This is a genomic window from Pollutimonas rozaliensis (assembly GCF_048751585.1).
In the GTDB taxonomy this organism is placed as follows: domain Bacteria; phylum Pseudomonadota; class Gammaproteobacteria; order Burkholderiales; family Burkholderiaceae_B.
Map to the genome: position 1 here is coordinate 512,979 of NZ_JAZHOB010000001.1, position 13,799 is coordinate 526,777.

Sequence of the window (13,799 nt, forward strand, 5' to 3'; positions counted from 1 at the left end):
AACACCTCTGGATTAAATATGTAGGAAACACTACAATAAACGAAACGACAACGATGTCAAGTATTTTTATAGTTATGACTACAAAATTAGCCCGACCCAGAGGCCGCCCGCGCAAATTCGATGTTGATGAGGCCATCGCGACCGCTCAAAGCCTGTTCCATTCCCGAGGTTATGAGGCAGTCAGCGTCTCGGACGTGACCGAAACGCTGGGCATCAACACGCCCAGCTTCTATTCGGCCTTCCGAAGCAAGGCTGGCCTTTACGAGCGGGTCATCAACCGGTATGCGGACCACGGAGCTGTTCCGCTTGCCGATATTCTGCGCCCTGACCGTCCAGTGGCCGACTGCATCATTGCGATGCTTGAAGAAGCGGCACGCCGCTATGCCACCGACCCTGCCGCCACCGGATGCATAGTGCTGGAGGGATGCCGTTGCAACGACGAAGAAGCCCGTGATCTTGCACGCGCTGCGCATGGTGCTGCCGCTGAGGTCATCCGCAGCTACATCGCCGCCCGACACCCCTCGGATGCGGCGCAACTTACGGAGTACATCAGCACGCTGATGATAGGCCTTTCCGCACAGGCGCGCGCCGGAAAGGGATTGGACACCCTTCTTGAAACCGTACGAGTAGCCAGCTACGCCATCGCAGCTGCCCTGCGCGCGTGACATCGGCTGTCAAGCCGGCCCGGCACCGCTGTGCCGCCGGGCCGGTTTCACGCTTCGTTCAGTCGACGCGGTTGGCGTCAATAACAGTCAGGGCCGCCATATTGATGATGCGCCGCACGGTGGAACTGGTGGTCAGGATATGCACGGGCGCGTTGGCGCCCAGCAGGAATGGCCCCACCGCCACATTGCTTCCGGCCGTGGTCTTGAGCAGGTTGTAGGCGATATTGCCGGCATCCACGTTCGGGCAGACCAGCAGGTTGGCGGAGCCTTTCAGCTTGGATGTGGGCAGGATGCGCGAACGCAGGGCTTCGTCCAGCGCGCAGTCGCCGTGCATTTCGCCGTCGATCTCCAGTTCGGGAGCGCGCTCTTGCACCAGCTCCAGCGCCCGGCGCATCTTGGAACCCGAAGCCGAACTGCCCGATCCGAAGTTGGAGCGCGACAGCATGGCCACCTTGGGCTCCAGGTCCAGCCGGCTCATCTGCTCGGCCGCGGCAATGGTGAATTCGGCAATCTGCTCGGCGGTCGGATCATCGTTGATATGGGTGTCGACCAATGCGACCGTGCGCTCGTCCAGCAGCAGCACGTTCATGGCCGCGTAGGTCTGGGCGCCGGGCTTCTTGCCGATGACCTGGTCCACAAAGCGCAGATGGTCGTGATAGCCGCCCACCGTACCGCATATCATGCCGTCGGCATCGCCCAGGTGGAGCATCATGGCGCCTATCAAGGTCAGCCGGCGGCGCATTTCGACGCGCGCCATTTCCTTGGTGATGCCCTGCCGGCACATCAGCTCCCAATAGGTGGTCCAGTATTGATGGAAGCGCTCGTCGTACTCGGGATTGGTGACTTCCACGTCCTGGCCCAGGCGCAGGCGCAGGCCGTATTTCTCGATGCGCGACAGCAGCACCTGGGGTCGCCCCACCAGAATGGGATGGGCCAGCTTTTCGTCGACAATGACCTGCACCGCGCGCAGCACGCGCTCTTCTTCGCCTTCCGTGAACACGATGCGCGCCTTGCCGCCGTCGCGCACCAGTTGCCTGGCGGACGAAAACAGGGGCTTCATGAAAGCGCCCGAGTGGTAGACGAAATGCTGCAACTGCTCGGCGTAGGCATCCAGGTCCGGCATCGGACGCGTCGCCACGCCGCTTTCCATGGCCGCCTTGGCCACGGCCACCGCGATGCGCACAATCAGGCGCGGATCGAAGGGCTTGGGAATGAAGTATTCGCGGCCAAACGATACGCCGTAGGTGCCGTAGGCCGCGGCCACCACTTCGTTCTGTTCTTCCTCGGCCAGGCCGGCAATGGCATAGACCGCCGCTTTTTCCATCTCGCGCGTGATGGTGGTGGCGCCGACGTCCAGCGCGCCGCGGAACACGTAAGGGAAACACAGCACGTTGTTGACTTGGTTGGGGTAGTCGGAACGACCGGTGGCCATGACCACGTCGTCGCGCGCCGCATGCGCGTCCTCGGGCAGGATTTCGGGGTTGGGATTGGCCAGCGCCAGGATCAAAGGACGAGCGGCCATGCGGGCGACCATGTCCGACTTAAGAACGCCCCCGGCCGACAAGCCCAGGAATACGTCGGCGCCGTCGATGACCTCGCCTAATGTACGAGCCTGGGTCTTTTGAGCAAAACGCTCTTTTTTGGGGTCCATGAGGGCTTGCCGGCCTTCATAGACCACGCCTTCGATGTCGGTCACCCAGATGTTTTCCAGCGGCAGGCCCAGATCAACCAGCAGCTCCAGGCAGGCCAGCGCGGCGGCGCCGGCGCCGGATGCCACGAGCCTGACCTTGGAAAGATCCTTGCCCACGACTTTCAGCCCATTGATGACGGCGGCGGACACCGTGATGGCCGTGCCGTGCTGGTCGTCGTGGAACACCGGGATGTTCATGCGCTCGCGCAGCTTGCCTTCCACAACGAAGCATTCCGGCGCCTTGATGTCTTCCAGGTTGATGCCGCCAAAGGTGGGCTCCAGCCCCGCGATGATCTCCACCAGCTTGTCCGGATCGGTTTCGTTGATCTCGATGTCGAAAACGTCAATGCCGGCGAACTTCTTGAACAGCACCGCCTTGCCTTCCATGACCGGCTTGGAGGCCAGCGGGCCGATATTGCCCAGACCCAGCACCGCCGTGCCGTTGGTGATGACCCCGACCAGGTTGCCGCGCCCGGTGTAGCGGAATGCATTCAAAGGATCGGCCGCGATTTCTTCGCAAGCCGCCGCAACGCCTGGCGTGTAGGCCAGGCCAAGATCGCGCTGGGTCACCAGCGGCTTGCTGGCATTGACAGAAATCTTGCCCGGGGTCGGGAACTCGTGATAATCCAAAGCCGCCTGGCGATCTGACGTACCCATAATCCTATGCTCTCCTGGTTGCGCATTCGCGCATTGATGATGAATTCATTCTACGCAGCAAACATAACCATATCATTTTAAATTTATATCGTTCTATAATATTTAACTTATATTTCTTATTATTCAAGTTCTTATGAGCACCTTTGAGGCCACAGACGTGGTGCGCAGGCTGACTGCCCGGCTGAAAATGCGCCATTTGCAGTTGCTGCTGCGCATCCAGCAGCATGGATCGCTGACGCGTGTGGCCGAGGAAATGTCCACCAGCCAGCCGGCCATCACCAATGCCCTGGCCGAGGTCGAAGGCATGTTCGGCGCGGCGCTCTTCGATCGGTCGGCACGCGGAATGGCGCCCACCGCGCTTGGAAAAGTGGCGTTGGCCCGCGCGCAGGCCATGATCAACGACCTGGGCCACCTGGTGCGCGACATGGAAACGGTTGCAACAGGAAACGCCGCCCACCTGCATATTGGCGTCATACCCTTTATTTCGGGGCAGATGCTTTCCGCGGCCGTGCAGCGCACTCTGCCCGAAGGCGGCGGACGCCTGACCTTGACCATACACGAGGGGACCAGCGACCAGTTGGTGCAGCAACTGCGTGATCACACACTGGATATCGCCATCGGCCGGCCATCGACCACCGTGAATATCGATCAGTTGGAATTCGAAACCTTGTACGATCAGCAGCCCCGTCTGGTGGCTGGCCGGCGGCTTGCCGCGCAATTGGGCCGTCATCGCCTGAACTGGCGGCAATTGGCCCGGCTTGACTGGATCATGGGCGCGCCGGGCACACCCATACGCGAACAGGTCAGCGACATCTTCCTGAAAGCGGGCGTGGCGCCGCCCACTCCCATTATCGAAAGCTATGCCACCAAGCTCATGGGCGAGCTGATTGTTTCCAGCGACAAGGCCGTATCCATCGTGCCGGCGGACATCGCCGACGAGCTCGTGCGTATTGCGGGGGTCGCCATCGTCCCCTATTCGTTCGACTGGACCTTGCCGCCCATTGCTCTATTCACGCGCCGCGAGGGCCCGAAGCCGGACGCCATACGGATGTTTGCCCAGGCGCTGCGGGTAGCCTGCAAGCAGGATCCCCATCTGAAAGAACGCCAGACCGAATACTGAAATGCGCAGCGACATCCCCGACACCATCGTCTCGGCATTCCAGGCAGCGCGGTATCTTGTGTTTGCGCCCGCCGGCACCATCACGCTACGCATCGGCCGGCACAACCCCGCCTTGCAAGGCCTGATGGCGGCACAGGGATGCCTGTCGACGGCAATATTGACGGCCTACAATCCCGGTGCTCGGCAGGCCGGCATCGCCGCAAACCGCCGCGTACAAAGGGCTTTATTGCAAGACGCTTCCGCGCTGGGCCTGCCTTGCTATTATGGCAGGAATCTGGCGGGCGACGGCGATGGCCCGACGGAACCCACCGTGGCGATCCTGGGGGCTTCATTGCGGCAGGGATGCGGCCTGGCACGGCGCTACGGGCAATTGGCTTTCGTTTTCAGCAAGGAAGACGGCGTCCCCGAACTGCTGTGGCCCTGACGCCCACCCGACTGAGCGCAAGACGCGTGCTTTAATCCCGCCGTCACAAAACGAAACAAAATTCACCGCCAGGCCATTTGCGCCACCTTCCATATCGGATAGGCTGAATTGCACGATATTCGCTCAACTGTCGCTCAATTTCGCCCAATTTCAAGCCTATAGCCTCCAACCATCCTCTTGCTCTCCTGGAATGGCAGCCCTACCATGCGGCCATTGTTCGCCAACTCAGGTACGAGCCGTGTCGCCAGAAACATCTCATTCCTCTCCCCATCCCGCCTCGACGTGGACCGTCGGCCGCATCCTTGGCCTATACGAGCTTCCCCTGCTTGATCTCCTGCTGCAGGCCCAGGATATCCACCGCCGGCATCATCCGGCCAATGCCGTGCAATTGTCCAGCCTGCTATCCGTGAAGACCGGCGCCTGTCCCGAGGATTGCGCGTATTGCCCTCAATCGTCTCGCTATGACACGGATCTTCAGGACGAAGCCCTGATGCCGCTGGAAGAAGTGCTGCAAGCCGCCCGGGAAGCAAAGGAAAGCGGCGCGCAGCGTTTCTGCATGGGCGCGGCATGGCGCTCGCCGACAGCCCGCCAAGTGGATGCCATCGTGGACATGGTGGCCGCGGTCAAGGCCATGGGCCTGGAAACCTGCGTCACGCTGGGCATGCTCAAGGATGGCCAGGCCGAGCGGCTGCGCGATGCGGGGCTGGACTACTACAATCACAACCTGGATACCTCGCCCGAGTTCTACGGCAGCATCATTTCCACCCGCGGCTATCAGGACCGGCTGGATACGCTGGCGCGCGTGCGCGCCGCCGGCGTGAATGTATGCTGCGGCGGCATCGTCGGCATGGGGGAATCGCGGGGCGAGCGCGCCGGCCTGATTGCCCAGCTTGCCAATCTGTCGCCCCACCCGGAATCCGTACCGATCAACAACCTGGTCAAAGTACCGGGCACGCCGCTGGCCGGAGCAGCCGATATCGACCCCTTCGAGTTCGTGCGCACCATCGCCGTGGCACGCATCACCATGCCCGGGGCGGTGGTCAGGCTTTCCGCCGGCCGCGAGGCGATGAGCGACGAGCTGCAGGCCCTGTGCTTCATGGCCGGCGCCAACTCGATTTTCTATGGCGACAGGCTGCTTACCACCGGCAATCCGCAGGCGGCGCAGGACAAGCTTCTCTTCGAGCGCCTGGGCCTGAGGCCCTCCGCCGGCGTACCGCTAGCCGCAACAGAAACCGAAACTGAAAGCGCACACTAATTTTCCGGAGCCCGGCCAAGATATGTATACCCTGATCATAAGCATTGCCTGCAGCGTCGCCGTATCGGTGCTGCTGAAGATAGCCCGACGCCGGAATCTGCAGATAGACCAGGCCATTGCCGTGAACTACGTGGTTGCGGCCAGCCTGTGCCTGCTCATATTACGGCCACAGCCCGCGGCACTGCTCAATCCCAGCACGCCATGGTGGGTGCTGATTGCCCTGGGCGTGCTGCTGCCATCGATTTTTCTGGCCATGGCGGGCGCCGTTCGCCACGCCGGCATCGTATTAAGCGACGCCGCTCAACGGCTGTCCCTGTTCATACCCTTGATTGCGGCCTTCGTCCTGTTCGGAGAAGCCGCATCCGGCGGCAAGCTGGCCGGCATCATCGTGGCGCTGATCGCCCTGGGATGCCTGCTGTACCGACCCAGGCCGCAGGAAGGCTCCGGCGAAGCCGGAAAAACCATTGCCTTGCTGCTGGCCGTGTGGGTGGGCTACGGCACCATAGACATCCTGTTCAAACAGATGGCCAAGAGCGGCGCCGTATTTTCCAGCAGTCTGTTCGCCGCCTTCACCCTGGCGGGCATCCTGATCTTTCTTTACCTGATCGCCAGGCGCAGCGTGTGGCAGTTGCGCAATGTCGTCGCGGGCGTGGTGCTGGGCCTGCTGAATTTCGGCAATATCTATTTCTACATCCGGGCGCACCAGGTGTTTCCCGAGAACCCGACGCTGGTTTTCTCGGCCATGAACATCGGAGTCATTTCGCTGGGCACCCTGGTCGGCGCGGGCTTCTTCAAAGAGAAGCTACGCTGGGTCAACGCTCTTGGGATCCTTCTGGCCATCACCGCCATCGTGATCCTGATTCCCCGCTAAGACCTCTTCATCGACCGGCTCGAACGACACGTCGCTTTCCACATCGACCCGGGGATCCAGGGCGGCCACGACGTTCGAGCTTTGCAGGCTGTCGGACATGGGCACGAAGTGCGTGGGCGCATCCTGGCTGAGGTTGGCGCCGGTAACGCGCTGCGGCCGAATCACCAGGACCAGCACGGCGGCGCAGGCCGAGACGAAGACGAAGTACATGCTGACTTCCAGTTCGCGCATCAACAGGCCCGCCAGCAGCGGTCCCACACAGGCGCCCAGGCCGTAAACCATGTACAGGATTGCGCTTAGACCCACCCTGCGTTCCTGGTCGACGTTGTCGTTGGCGAAAGCGGCGCCAAGAGGGTATAGCGTGAACTGCAATACGCCGAACGCGCAGGAAAAAAGCAGCAGTGCCCAGAACGGAAAAACCCACCATCCCCACAAAGGCACGGCCAGCAGGAACAGTATGCAGGCGTTCACCCGTATCATGCCGACGCGGCTGATGCGGTCGGCCAGCCAGCCCAGCGGCCATTGCGCCACCAGGCCGGTCGCCACCGAGGCGGCCAGGAATACCGCCACCTGGCTATTGGACAAGCCCTGCTTCAACGCATACACGGGCGCCAGGCCGTAGAAAGCGCCAGTCAGCGTACCCGCCACGAACAGGACGGTCAGCGACATGGGCACCCGGGCCACGTAGTACTTGGCCTGTATGGGCGCCGGCACTTGCAGCGCCGGGTGCAGGCGGCGCGTCAGGGCGACGGGCACCAGGCACAGCGCCGAACAGATGGCGGCAAAAATAAGCGGTTCATAATTCAGCGTCGGGAAGAGCGTCAGGGACAACTGCCCCAATACCGTGCCGGTGCTGGAGAAGACCATGTAGAAGGCGAAGACGCGGCCGCGCTGATGGTTTTCGGTCTGCTCGTTCAGCCAGCTTTCCAGCACCATGAATTGGGTGACCATGGCGATGCCGGCAATGAAGCGGAATCCCAGCCATATCCAGAGATTGTCCAGCAGGGCCAGCACCAGGACGGTGATCGTGACAATGGCGGCGGTGGCCGCATAGGCGCGTATATGGCCTACTTGTATGATGATCTTGTGGCCGATACGCGCGCCGAATACCAGGCCCAGGTAGTACACGGCGATCAGGCCGCCGACCCAAAGCTCGGATACGGACTGCGCCGTCAGGCGTAAGCCCATATAGGTATTGAAGAGTCCGGAACCGACCAGCAACAGCAGGGTGGCAAGATAAAGCGAAGAAAACGCCGCCAGCATTTGTATCATGGGTGATTCCAGACTTTGCCGCCAGGCTTAGCCCAATTGTTCCAGCAGGGTCTTAGCGTCGCTGACCTCGTATTGGCCGGCTTTCTCGATGTTCAGCTTCTTGACCACGCCATCCTGCAGCAAGGCGGAATAGCGCTGCGAACGCACGCCCATGCCGCGAGCCGTCAGATCCAGCTCCAGGCCCATGGCCCGCGTCCAGTTGGCGCTGCCGTCGGCCATCATGCGAACCTTGCCGTCGACGCCCTGGTCGCGCCCCCAGGCGCCCATGACGAAGGGGTCGTTGACCGCCACGCACCAGATTTCGTCGACGCCCTTGGCCTTCAATTGATCGTGCAGCTCGATATAGCCGGGCAGATGCTTGGCGGAGCAGGTCGGGGTGAACGCGCCGGGAAGGGCGAACAGCGCAATCGTCTTGCCCTTGACCAGATCGGCCACCTGAAAATTGTTCGGTCCGATGGCGCAGGATTCGGTGGCCGTTTCGATGAACTCGCCCAAGGTGCCGTCGGGCACCTTATCGCCAACCTGAATAGACATAGTGTTCTCCGTTTTTATTGAAAGGGATGAAAGAGCCTTAATCATACGACGCCCAGGCGTCCCATGTTGCCAGGCACCACAGCTTGAAACAACTGCACACTTTTCCTTCATGCTGCCGCAATGTTTGTCCCCCACAATGCAGCATCGACACGCCACCAAGGGGAGCCGATTTGATACTACCTAAATTATCCGCCGCCATACTGTCGATGGCGATGCTGGGAAGCGCCTATGCCGCCTCCAGCCTGGAAAGCGACATTTCCCTGGACCAGTGGGTCATGATGTGCGGCGCGGCCAACGGGGCGGCCGATGCCGCCGGCGCCGATCCGATCGACCGGCAGGCCCACAGGCTGAATGTCCGTGATCACCTGATGCGCTATGCCCTGGAACAAGGGCTGGCCCTGGATGAATTCGACGCCCTGTTCGACCAGGGCATCATCGAGGGCAAGCGGCTGCTGGCCCGGGGACGCAGCATCGACCCAGGCAAGCTGCAGTCGCTTATGCGAGGCTTCCTGCGCGACACCAACATTTCCTACCAGGACGTCAGGGACGCGCTGAATACCGTTTGACGCGGCCGCTCCGCGCGGGCCCGCCGGACTGCGTCTGCCGGGTCCGAATTGCGTATATCATAGGACTATCGCGAAGCACGCAGGTCCAAGACGCAATGAGCACGATTCCTACCGACACACCCGCACTCAGCCATCTAGATGAAGCCGGACAGGCACGCATGGTCGACGTTGGCGGCAAGGCCTCGACCTTGCGCACCGCCGTCGCGGAAGGCCGCGTGCGCATGAGCCCGGCCGCGTACCGGCTGCTGTCCGCCCGTGAAAACGCCAAGGGCGAAGTCCTGAACACCGCCAGGGTGGCGGGCATACTGGCCGCCAAACGCTGCGCCGAACTCATACCGCTGTGCCACAGCCTGCCCCTCAATTTCGCCGGCATCGAGTTCCTGGCCGACGACGCCTCGCACAGCATAATGGTCAAGGCCACGTGCAGCACCGACTACAAGACCGGCGTCGAGATGGAGGCCATGACGGCATGCAGCATCGCGGCGCTGACCATCTACGACATGTGCAAGGCGGCCGACAAAGGCATCGTCCTGGAAAGCATACGGCTACGCTCTAAATCCGGAGGCAAAAGTGGTGACTGGCACAACGATTAAGGTCCTGTATTTTGCACAGGTGGCTGAACTGACCCGGGTTCGGCAGGAAGACTGGCCCTTGCCCGCGCCCATCCGCGGCGCCGACTGGCTGTCGCAGCTGCAGGCACGCTATCCGCAACTGGCGCCCGCCGCGCGGCTAAAGCTCGCCATCAATCAATACCATGTTGCGCACGACTGCCTCATACAGCCGGGCGACGAGCTGGCCGTTTTCGAGCCCGTGACCGGAGGCTAGCAAAGATGGTCATTGTTCAAGAGGCCGACTTCGACGCCGCCGCCCTTGTCGAGGAACTGCGCCGGCGCGTGGCAGGCAAGGCCGGCGCCATCGTCAGCTTTACCGGCTATGTGCGCGACTATGCCGACGACGCACCCACGCAATCCTTGTTCCTGGAACACTACCCCGGCATGTGCGAACGCGAAATCGAAGCGCTATGCGCAACGGCGCAGTCGCGCTGGAATACGCAGCAATGCATGGTCGTGCACCGGGTGGGCGAGCTGCGCAACAGCGACCAGATCGTCTTCGTCGCCGCCGCCAGCGCCCATCGCACCGATGCCTTCAGGGCCTGCGAATACATTATCGATGCATTGAAGACCCGTGCGCCATTCTGGAAGCGCGAAACACTGGCCACCGGCGAGCGTTTCTGGGTGCAGCAAAAAGATGCCGATGCCGCCAAAACCTCGCAATGGGAAAACCCCACGGAAACCTGACATCCCCATGAGCAAAGCCGACACGAAGAAGCCGCCCGTTTCATTGAACTGCGCCGTCCTGACGATTTCCGACACCCGCGACGCCGGCAATGACACCTCGGGCGATTACCTGGCGGAAAGCCTGCTTGCCGCCGGCCACCGCTGCGACAAGCGTGCCATCAGTCAGGGCAATCTGTACCAGATCCGCAAGGTCGTCAGCGACTGGATCGCGGACGATTCCATACAAATCATCCTGACCAACGGCGGCACCGGCTTCTCGCACAACAAATCCACAGCCGCCGCCATCACGCCTTTGCTGGACCAGGTCATCCCGGGTTTCGGCGAGCTGTTCCGGCATCTGTCCTTCCTGGAAATCGGCAGCTCGACCCTGCAATCGGACGCCTTCGCCGGCGCGGCGAACAACACCTTGGTATTCTGCATGCCCGGCTCGACCGGCGCCTGCAAGACGGCCTGGGAAGGCATCATCAAAGAACAACTGGACAGCACGCACCGTCCCTGCAATTTCGGCACCCACTACCATGCTTGATTTCGATTCGGCGCAATCGCGCCTGTCCACGGCCGGCAAACCGCCCGCCATCACCGAGGCCTGTCCATTGCATCTGGCCAGGGGCCGCGTGCTGGCGCAAACGCTATTTGCCACACTGGATCTCCCTCCCGCCGACAACAGCGCCATGGACGGCTATGCCATACGCCATGCCGACTATGCGCCCGGCAAGCCCTTGCCGGTGCAGCAGCGCTGCTACGCCGGAGAACGCCCCGAACCGCTCAAGCCCGGCCATGCCATACGCCTGTTCACCGGCAGCCTTGTGCCGGCGGGCGCCGACACCATCGTCATGCAAGAGGACGGTGTCGAACACGATGATCGGTTCGAAATAAACCTGCCCCCCACCCTTGGCGCCCATGTCCGGCGCCAAGGCGAGGATGTGCGCGAGGGCGACCAACTTCTGCCCAAAGGCACCCTGCTGGGAGCCGCTGAAATCGCCCTGCTGGCCTCGCAAGGTTATGCCCAGATTACCACCTACGCCGCGCTGAAGGTCGGCATACTGACCACGGGCGACGAACTGGTCAGCCCCGGACAGCCTCGCGCCGACGAGCATATCTACAACTCCAACGGCCCCATGCTGGCCGCCCTGGCCGAAAACATGGGCGCCACCGTTGCCCATGTGCTGCATGCGCGCGACACGCAGGAGTCCTTGCAAGAGGCGTTTGCCATCCTGCTGCGGGACTGCGACCTGATCCTGACCGTGGGCGGTGTCTCGGTAGGTGAAAAAGACCTGGTCAAACCCGCCATCGAACAGTTGGGCGGCGTCCTGGATCTCTGGCGCGTCTGCATGAAGCCGGGCAAGCCCGTCGCCCTGGCGCACATCGATGGCAAGCCCGTGGTCTGCCTGCCTGGCAATCCCGTCTCGGCTTACGCCGTGTTCACCCTGCTGGTCACACCCATGCTGCGCACCATGCAAGGCCGTGCCCAGGCCATGCCTACCGTCCAGTACGGCACGCTGGTATCCGACCGCCCATTCAATGAAAAGCGGGACGAATTCCTGCGGGTCCAGGCGGCCTTCGGGCCGCAGGGCCAAACCATGCTGACGCCGTACTCGCAACAAGGCTCGGGCATCATCAGCTCCCTGCCCTGGGCCAGCGGCCTGGCCAGGATTCCCGCCGATACAGTGCTGCGGGGCGGAGACCTGGTCGCCTATTACGACCTGGCCCGCTGGCTGGCCTGAACGGCAAGCCTCAAGTCCTGGGGCGTGTTGATGTTAAAGAAAGCGCCATGGCCGCCGTCGAAGCACACCGGCACGGCTGCATGCATTTGCTGCCATAGCTGGACCTTGCGATCGCCCCCGCCCAGGTAATCGCGCAGGCTGCCCGCCAGGCTGGCATGCACCAACATGCATAAAGGATGGACACGATCCGGACCGACGGTGCCGGCATAGGCCGCAAGGGCTCCCGCTTCGTCGGCGGCGCCAGCCAGCCGCGCCACCATATCGGCCGGCAGGTTCAATACATCGACAGGCATGACCGCCAGCCAGGGCGTGGATGTGGCCGCCAGGGCGCTTGCAACGCCGGCCAGGGGCCCCAGATCGATTCCCAGCCTGGGGTCGTCGGAAACGACCCGGCCGTAATCCGCGTAGTCTTCCAGATGCCGATTGGCGCTGACCAGGACGCTGCTTACCTGCGGCGCCAGATAGCGCTGCGCATGGGCCACCAGCGGCGCGCCGTCCAGGCCAAGCAGGCCTTTGTCCACATCCAGGCTGTCTTCCTGCTGCATGCGCCGGGCCCGGCCTCCGGCCAGGATAAGGCCTGTAATCTGGGAACGCGCGATCATCCGCCGATGTAGCTCATTTCGATCTTCTTGCGCTGCGCCGTTTCGCGCCCTCGCAACTCGGAATAGTGGTCGCCGCGACCAGACCAGATGGCCGCGATGCGCGCCGCGATTTCCTCGTCGCCGGCGCCGCCGCGCAACAGAGAGCGCAAGTCGTGCCCCTGGCTGGCGAACAGACAAAGAAACAGCTTGCCCTCGGGCGACAGGCGTGCGCGTGTACAGTCGCCGCAAAACGGCTGCGATACGCTGGTGATAAGGCCGATTTCGCCCGCGCCGTCGGCGTAGCGCCAGCGAGCGGCAACTTCGCCCCGATAAGCCGCCTGCGCGGGCTCCAGCGGAAACTCGGCGGCGATGCGCTGGAGAATTTCGGCGCCCGTCAGCACCTCGGATAGATTCCAGCCATTGCTGTCGCCGACATCCATGAACTCGATGAAGCGCAGGATATGGCCGCTGCCGCGGAAATGCCGCGCCATGGGAAGGATCTGATCATCGTTCAAGTCTTTCCGGACGACCATATTCACTTTTACCGGCGCCAGTCCGACGCGCGCGGCTTCATCGATGCCGCGCAATACGGTCTCGACGCTAACCCGGCTGTCGCTCATGCGCTCGAATTTATGCTCGTCCAGGGCATCTAGGCTGACCGTGACACGCGCAAGCCCGGCTTGCTTGAGCGCCGCGGCTTTCTTTTCCAGCAGCGTGCCGTTGGTCGTCAGGGTAATGTCCACCGGCTTGCCGTCCGGCGTGCGCAGGGCCGCCAGCATGCCGATCAGGACCTCGATGTTTTTGCGCAGTAGCGGCTCGCCGCCGGTCAGGCGCAATTTGCGCACGCCCATTTGCACCGCCACGCCGGCAACCCGGGTGATCTCTTCGAAGCTGAGCAGCGCCGAATGCGGCATGAAGGTGTAGTCGGCGTCGAACACTTCGCGCGGCATGCAATAGGTGCAGCGGAAATTGCATCGATCGGTCACTGAAATGCGCAGATCGTGCAAAGGCCGGCGGCGAGCATCAAGCAAGGGCTCTCCCGGCCCGTGCGGCGCGCCAGCCGCCAGTCCGTCCGTGGAATCGGCGGAACGATGGTCACCCGTCAGGAATATCACTTTGCTCATGGCCTAATCATAACTCCC

At 62.4% G+C, this 13,799-nt stretch carries 16 protein-coding genes; 11 read left to right on the forward strand and 5 right to left on the reverse strand.

Annotated features, from left to right (window positions below):
• Positions 1-74 precede the first annotated feature (74 nt).
• Complete coding sequence (locus tag V0R37_RS02405; RefSeq protein WP_420372968.1) at positions 75-665, forward strand: TetR/AcrR family transcriptional regulator; 591 nt, start codon at positions 75-77, stop codon at positions 663-665.
• Between the two features lie 58 nt (positions 666-723).
• Here the strand turns inward: V0R37_RS02405 and V0R37_RS02410 are convergent, their stop codons facing one another.
• On the reverse strand, positions 724-3,012 hold the full coding sequence (locus V0R37_RS02410) for an NADP-dependent malic enzyme (protein WP_420372969.1): 2,289 nt from the start codon (positions 3,010-3,012) through the stop codon (positions 724-726).
• A 133-nt stretch (positions 3,013-3,145) separates the two neighbouring features.
• Between V0R37_RS02410 and V0R37_RS02415 the strand changes: the two genes are divergently transcribed.
• The 4 genes from V0R37_RS02415 (at position 3,146) to V0R37_RS02430 (ending at position 6,682) form a co-directional block, all read left to right on the forward strand.
• Entirely contained in the window at positions 3,146-4,132 is a 987-nt protein-coding gene (locus V0R37_RS02415) for a LysR substrate-binding domain-containing protein (RefSeq protein ID WP_420372970.1), read from the forward strand.
• A 1-nt stretch (position 4,133) separates the two neighbouring features.
• Entirely contained in the window at positions 4,134-4,556 is a 423-nt protein-coding gene (locus tag V0R37_RS02420) for a DUF3293 domain-containing protein (RefSeq protein ID WP_420372971.1), read from the forward strand.
• A gap of 190 nt (positions 4,557-4,746) precedes the next feature.
• On the forward strand, positions 4,747-5,811 hold the full coding sequence (gene bioB, locus V0R37_RS02425; RefSeq protein WP_420372972.1) for a biotin synthase BioB: 1,065 nt from the start codon (positions 4,747-4,749) through the stop codon (positions 5,809-5,811).
• A 22-nt stretch (positions 5,812-5,833) separates the two neighbouring features.
• Positions 5,834-6,682: an EamA/RhaT family transporter gene (locus V0R37_RS02430; protein WP_420372973.1), complete on the forward strand. Its 849-nt coding sequence runs from the start codon at positions 5,834-5,836 to the stop codon at positions 6,680-6,682.
• Here V0R37_RS02430 and V0R37_RS02435 read toward each other — a convergent pair.
• Both V0R37_RS02435 and V0R37_RS02440 read right to left on the reverse strand, forming a co-directional pair.
• Positions 6,614-7,954: an MFS transporter gene (locus V0R37_RS02435; RefSeq protein ID WP_420372974.1), complete on the reverse strand. Its 1,341-nt coding sequence runs from the start codon at positions 7,952-7,954 to the stop codon at positions 6,614-6,616. The genes V0R37_RS02430 and V0R37_RS02435 overlap by 69 nt on opposite strands.
• A gap of 27 nt (positions 7,955-7,981) precedes the next feature.
• The gene (locus V0R37_RS02440) at positions 7,982-8,488 is read right to left on the reverse strand and encodes a peroxiredoxin (RefSeq protein ID WP_420372975.1); all 507 of its coding nucleotides are present in this window, start codon (positions 8,486-8,488) and stop codon (positions 7,982-7,984) included.
• Between the two features lie 170 nt (positions 8,489-8,658).
• Between V0R37_RS02440 and V0R37_RS02445 the strand changes: the two genes are divergently transcribed.
• The 6 genes from V0R37_RS02445 to V0R37_RS02470 all read left to right on the forward strand — a co-directional run bounded on the left by V0R37_RS02445 (position 8,659) and on the right by V0R37_RS02470 (position 12,076).
• Positions 8,659-9,054 (forward strand): hypothetical protein, encoded by a 396-nt coding sequence (locus V0R37_RS02445; RefSeq protein WP_420372976.1) that lies wholly within the window; start codon positions 8,659-8,661, stop codon positions 9,052-9,054.
• A 95-nt stretch (positions 9,055-9,149) separates the two neighbouring features.
• Positions 9,150-9,647, forward strand: a complete 498-nt coding sequence (gene moaC / locus V0R37_RS02450; RefSeq protein WP_420372977.1) for a cyclic pyranopterin monophosphate synthase MoaC — start codon at positions 9,150-9,152, stop codon at positions 9,645-9,647.
• Positions 9,628-9,879 carry a MoaD/ThiS family protein gene (locus V0R37_RS02455; RefSeq protein ID WP_420373128.1) on the forward strand — a complete coding sequence of 84 codons (252 nt, stop codon included), beginning with the start codon at positions 9,628-9,630 and terminating at the stop codon, positions 9,877-9,879. Before moaC ends, V0R37_RS02455 begins: the two co-directional genes overlap by 20 nt.
• 5 nt (positions 9,880-9,884) lie before the next feature.
• Positions 9,885-10,352 carry a molybdenum cofactor biosynthesis protein MoaE gene (locus V0R37_RS02460; protein WP_420372978.1) on the forward strand — a complete coding sequence of 156 codons (468 nt, stop codon included), beginning with the start codon at positions 9,885-9,887 and terminating at the stop codon, positions 10,350-10,352.
• Between the two features lie 7 nt (positions 10,353-10,359).
• A complete protein-coding gene (moaB, locus tag V0R37_RS02465) occupies positions 10,360-10,878 on the forward strand; it encodes a molybdenum cofactor biosynthesis protein B (protein WP_420372979.1) in 519 nt (172 codons plus the stop codon).
• Complete coding sequence (locus tag V0R37_RS02470; protein WP_420372980.1) at positions 10,871-12,076, forward strand: molybdopterin molybdotransferase MoeA; 1,206 nt, start codon at positions 10,871-10,873, stop codon at positions 12,074-12,076. Before moaB ends, V0R37_RS02470 begins: the two co-directional genes overlap by 8 nt.
• Here the strand turns inward: V0R37_RS02470 and mobA are convergent.
• Complete coding sequence (gene mobA / locus V0R37_RS02475; RefSeq protein WP_420372981.1) at positions 12,049-12,678, reverse strand: molybdenum cofactor guanylyltransferase MobA; 630 nt, start codon at positions 12,676-12,678, stop codon at positions 12,049-12,051. The two genes, V0R37_RS02470 and mobA, sit on opposite strands and share 28 nt — an antisense overlap.
• Positions 12,675-13,781, reverse strand: a complete 1,107-nt coding sequence (gene moaA / locus V0R37_RS02480; RefSeq protein WP_420372982.1) for a GTP 3',8-cyclase MoaA — start codon at positions 13,779-13,781, stop codon at positions 12,675-12,677. The genes mobA and moaA overlap by 4 nt, the downstream gene beginning before the upstream one ends.
• Between the last annotated feature and the right edge of the window lie 18 nt (positions 13,782-13,799).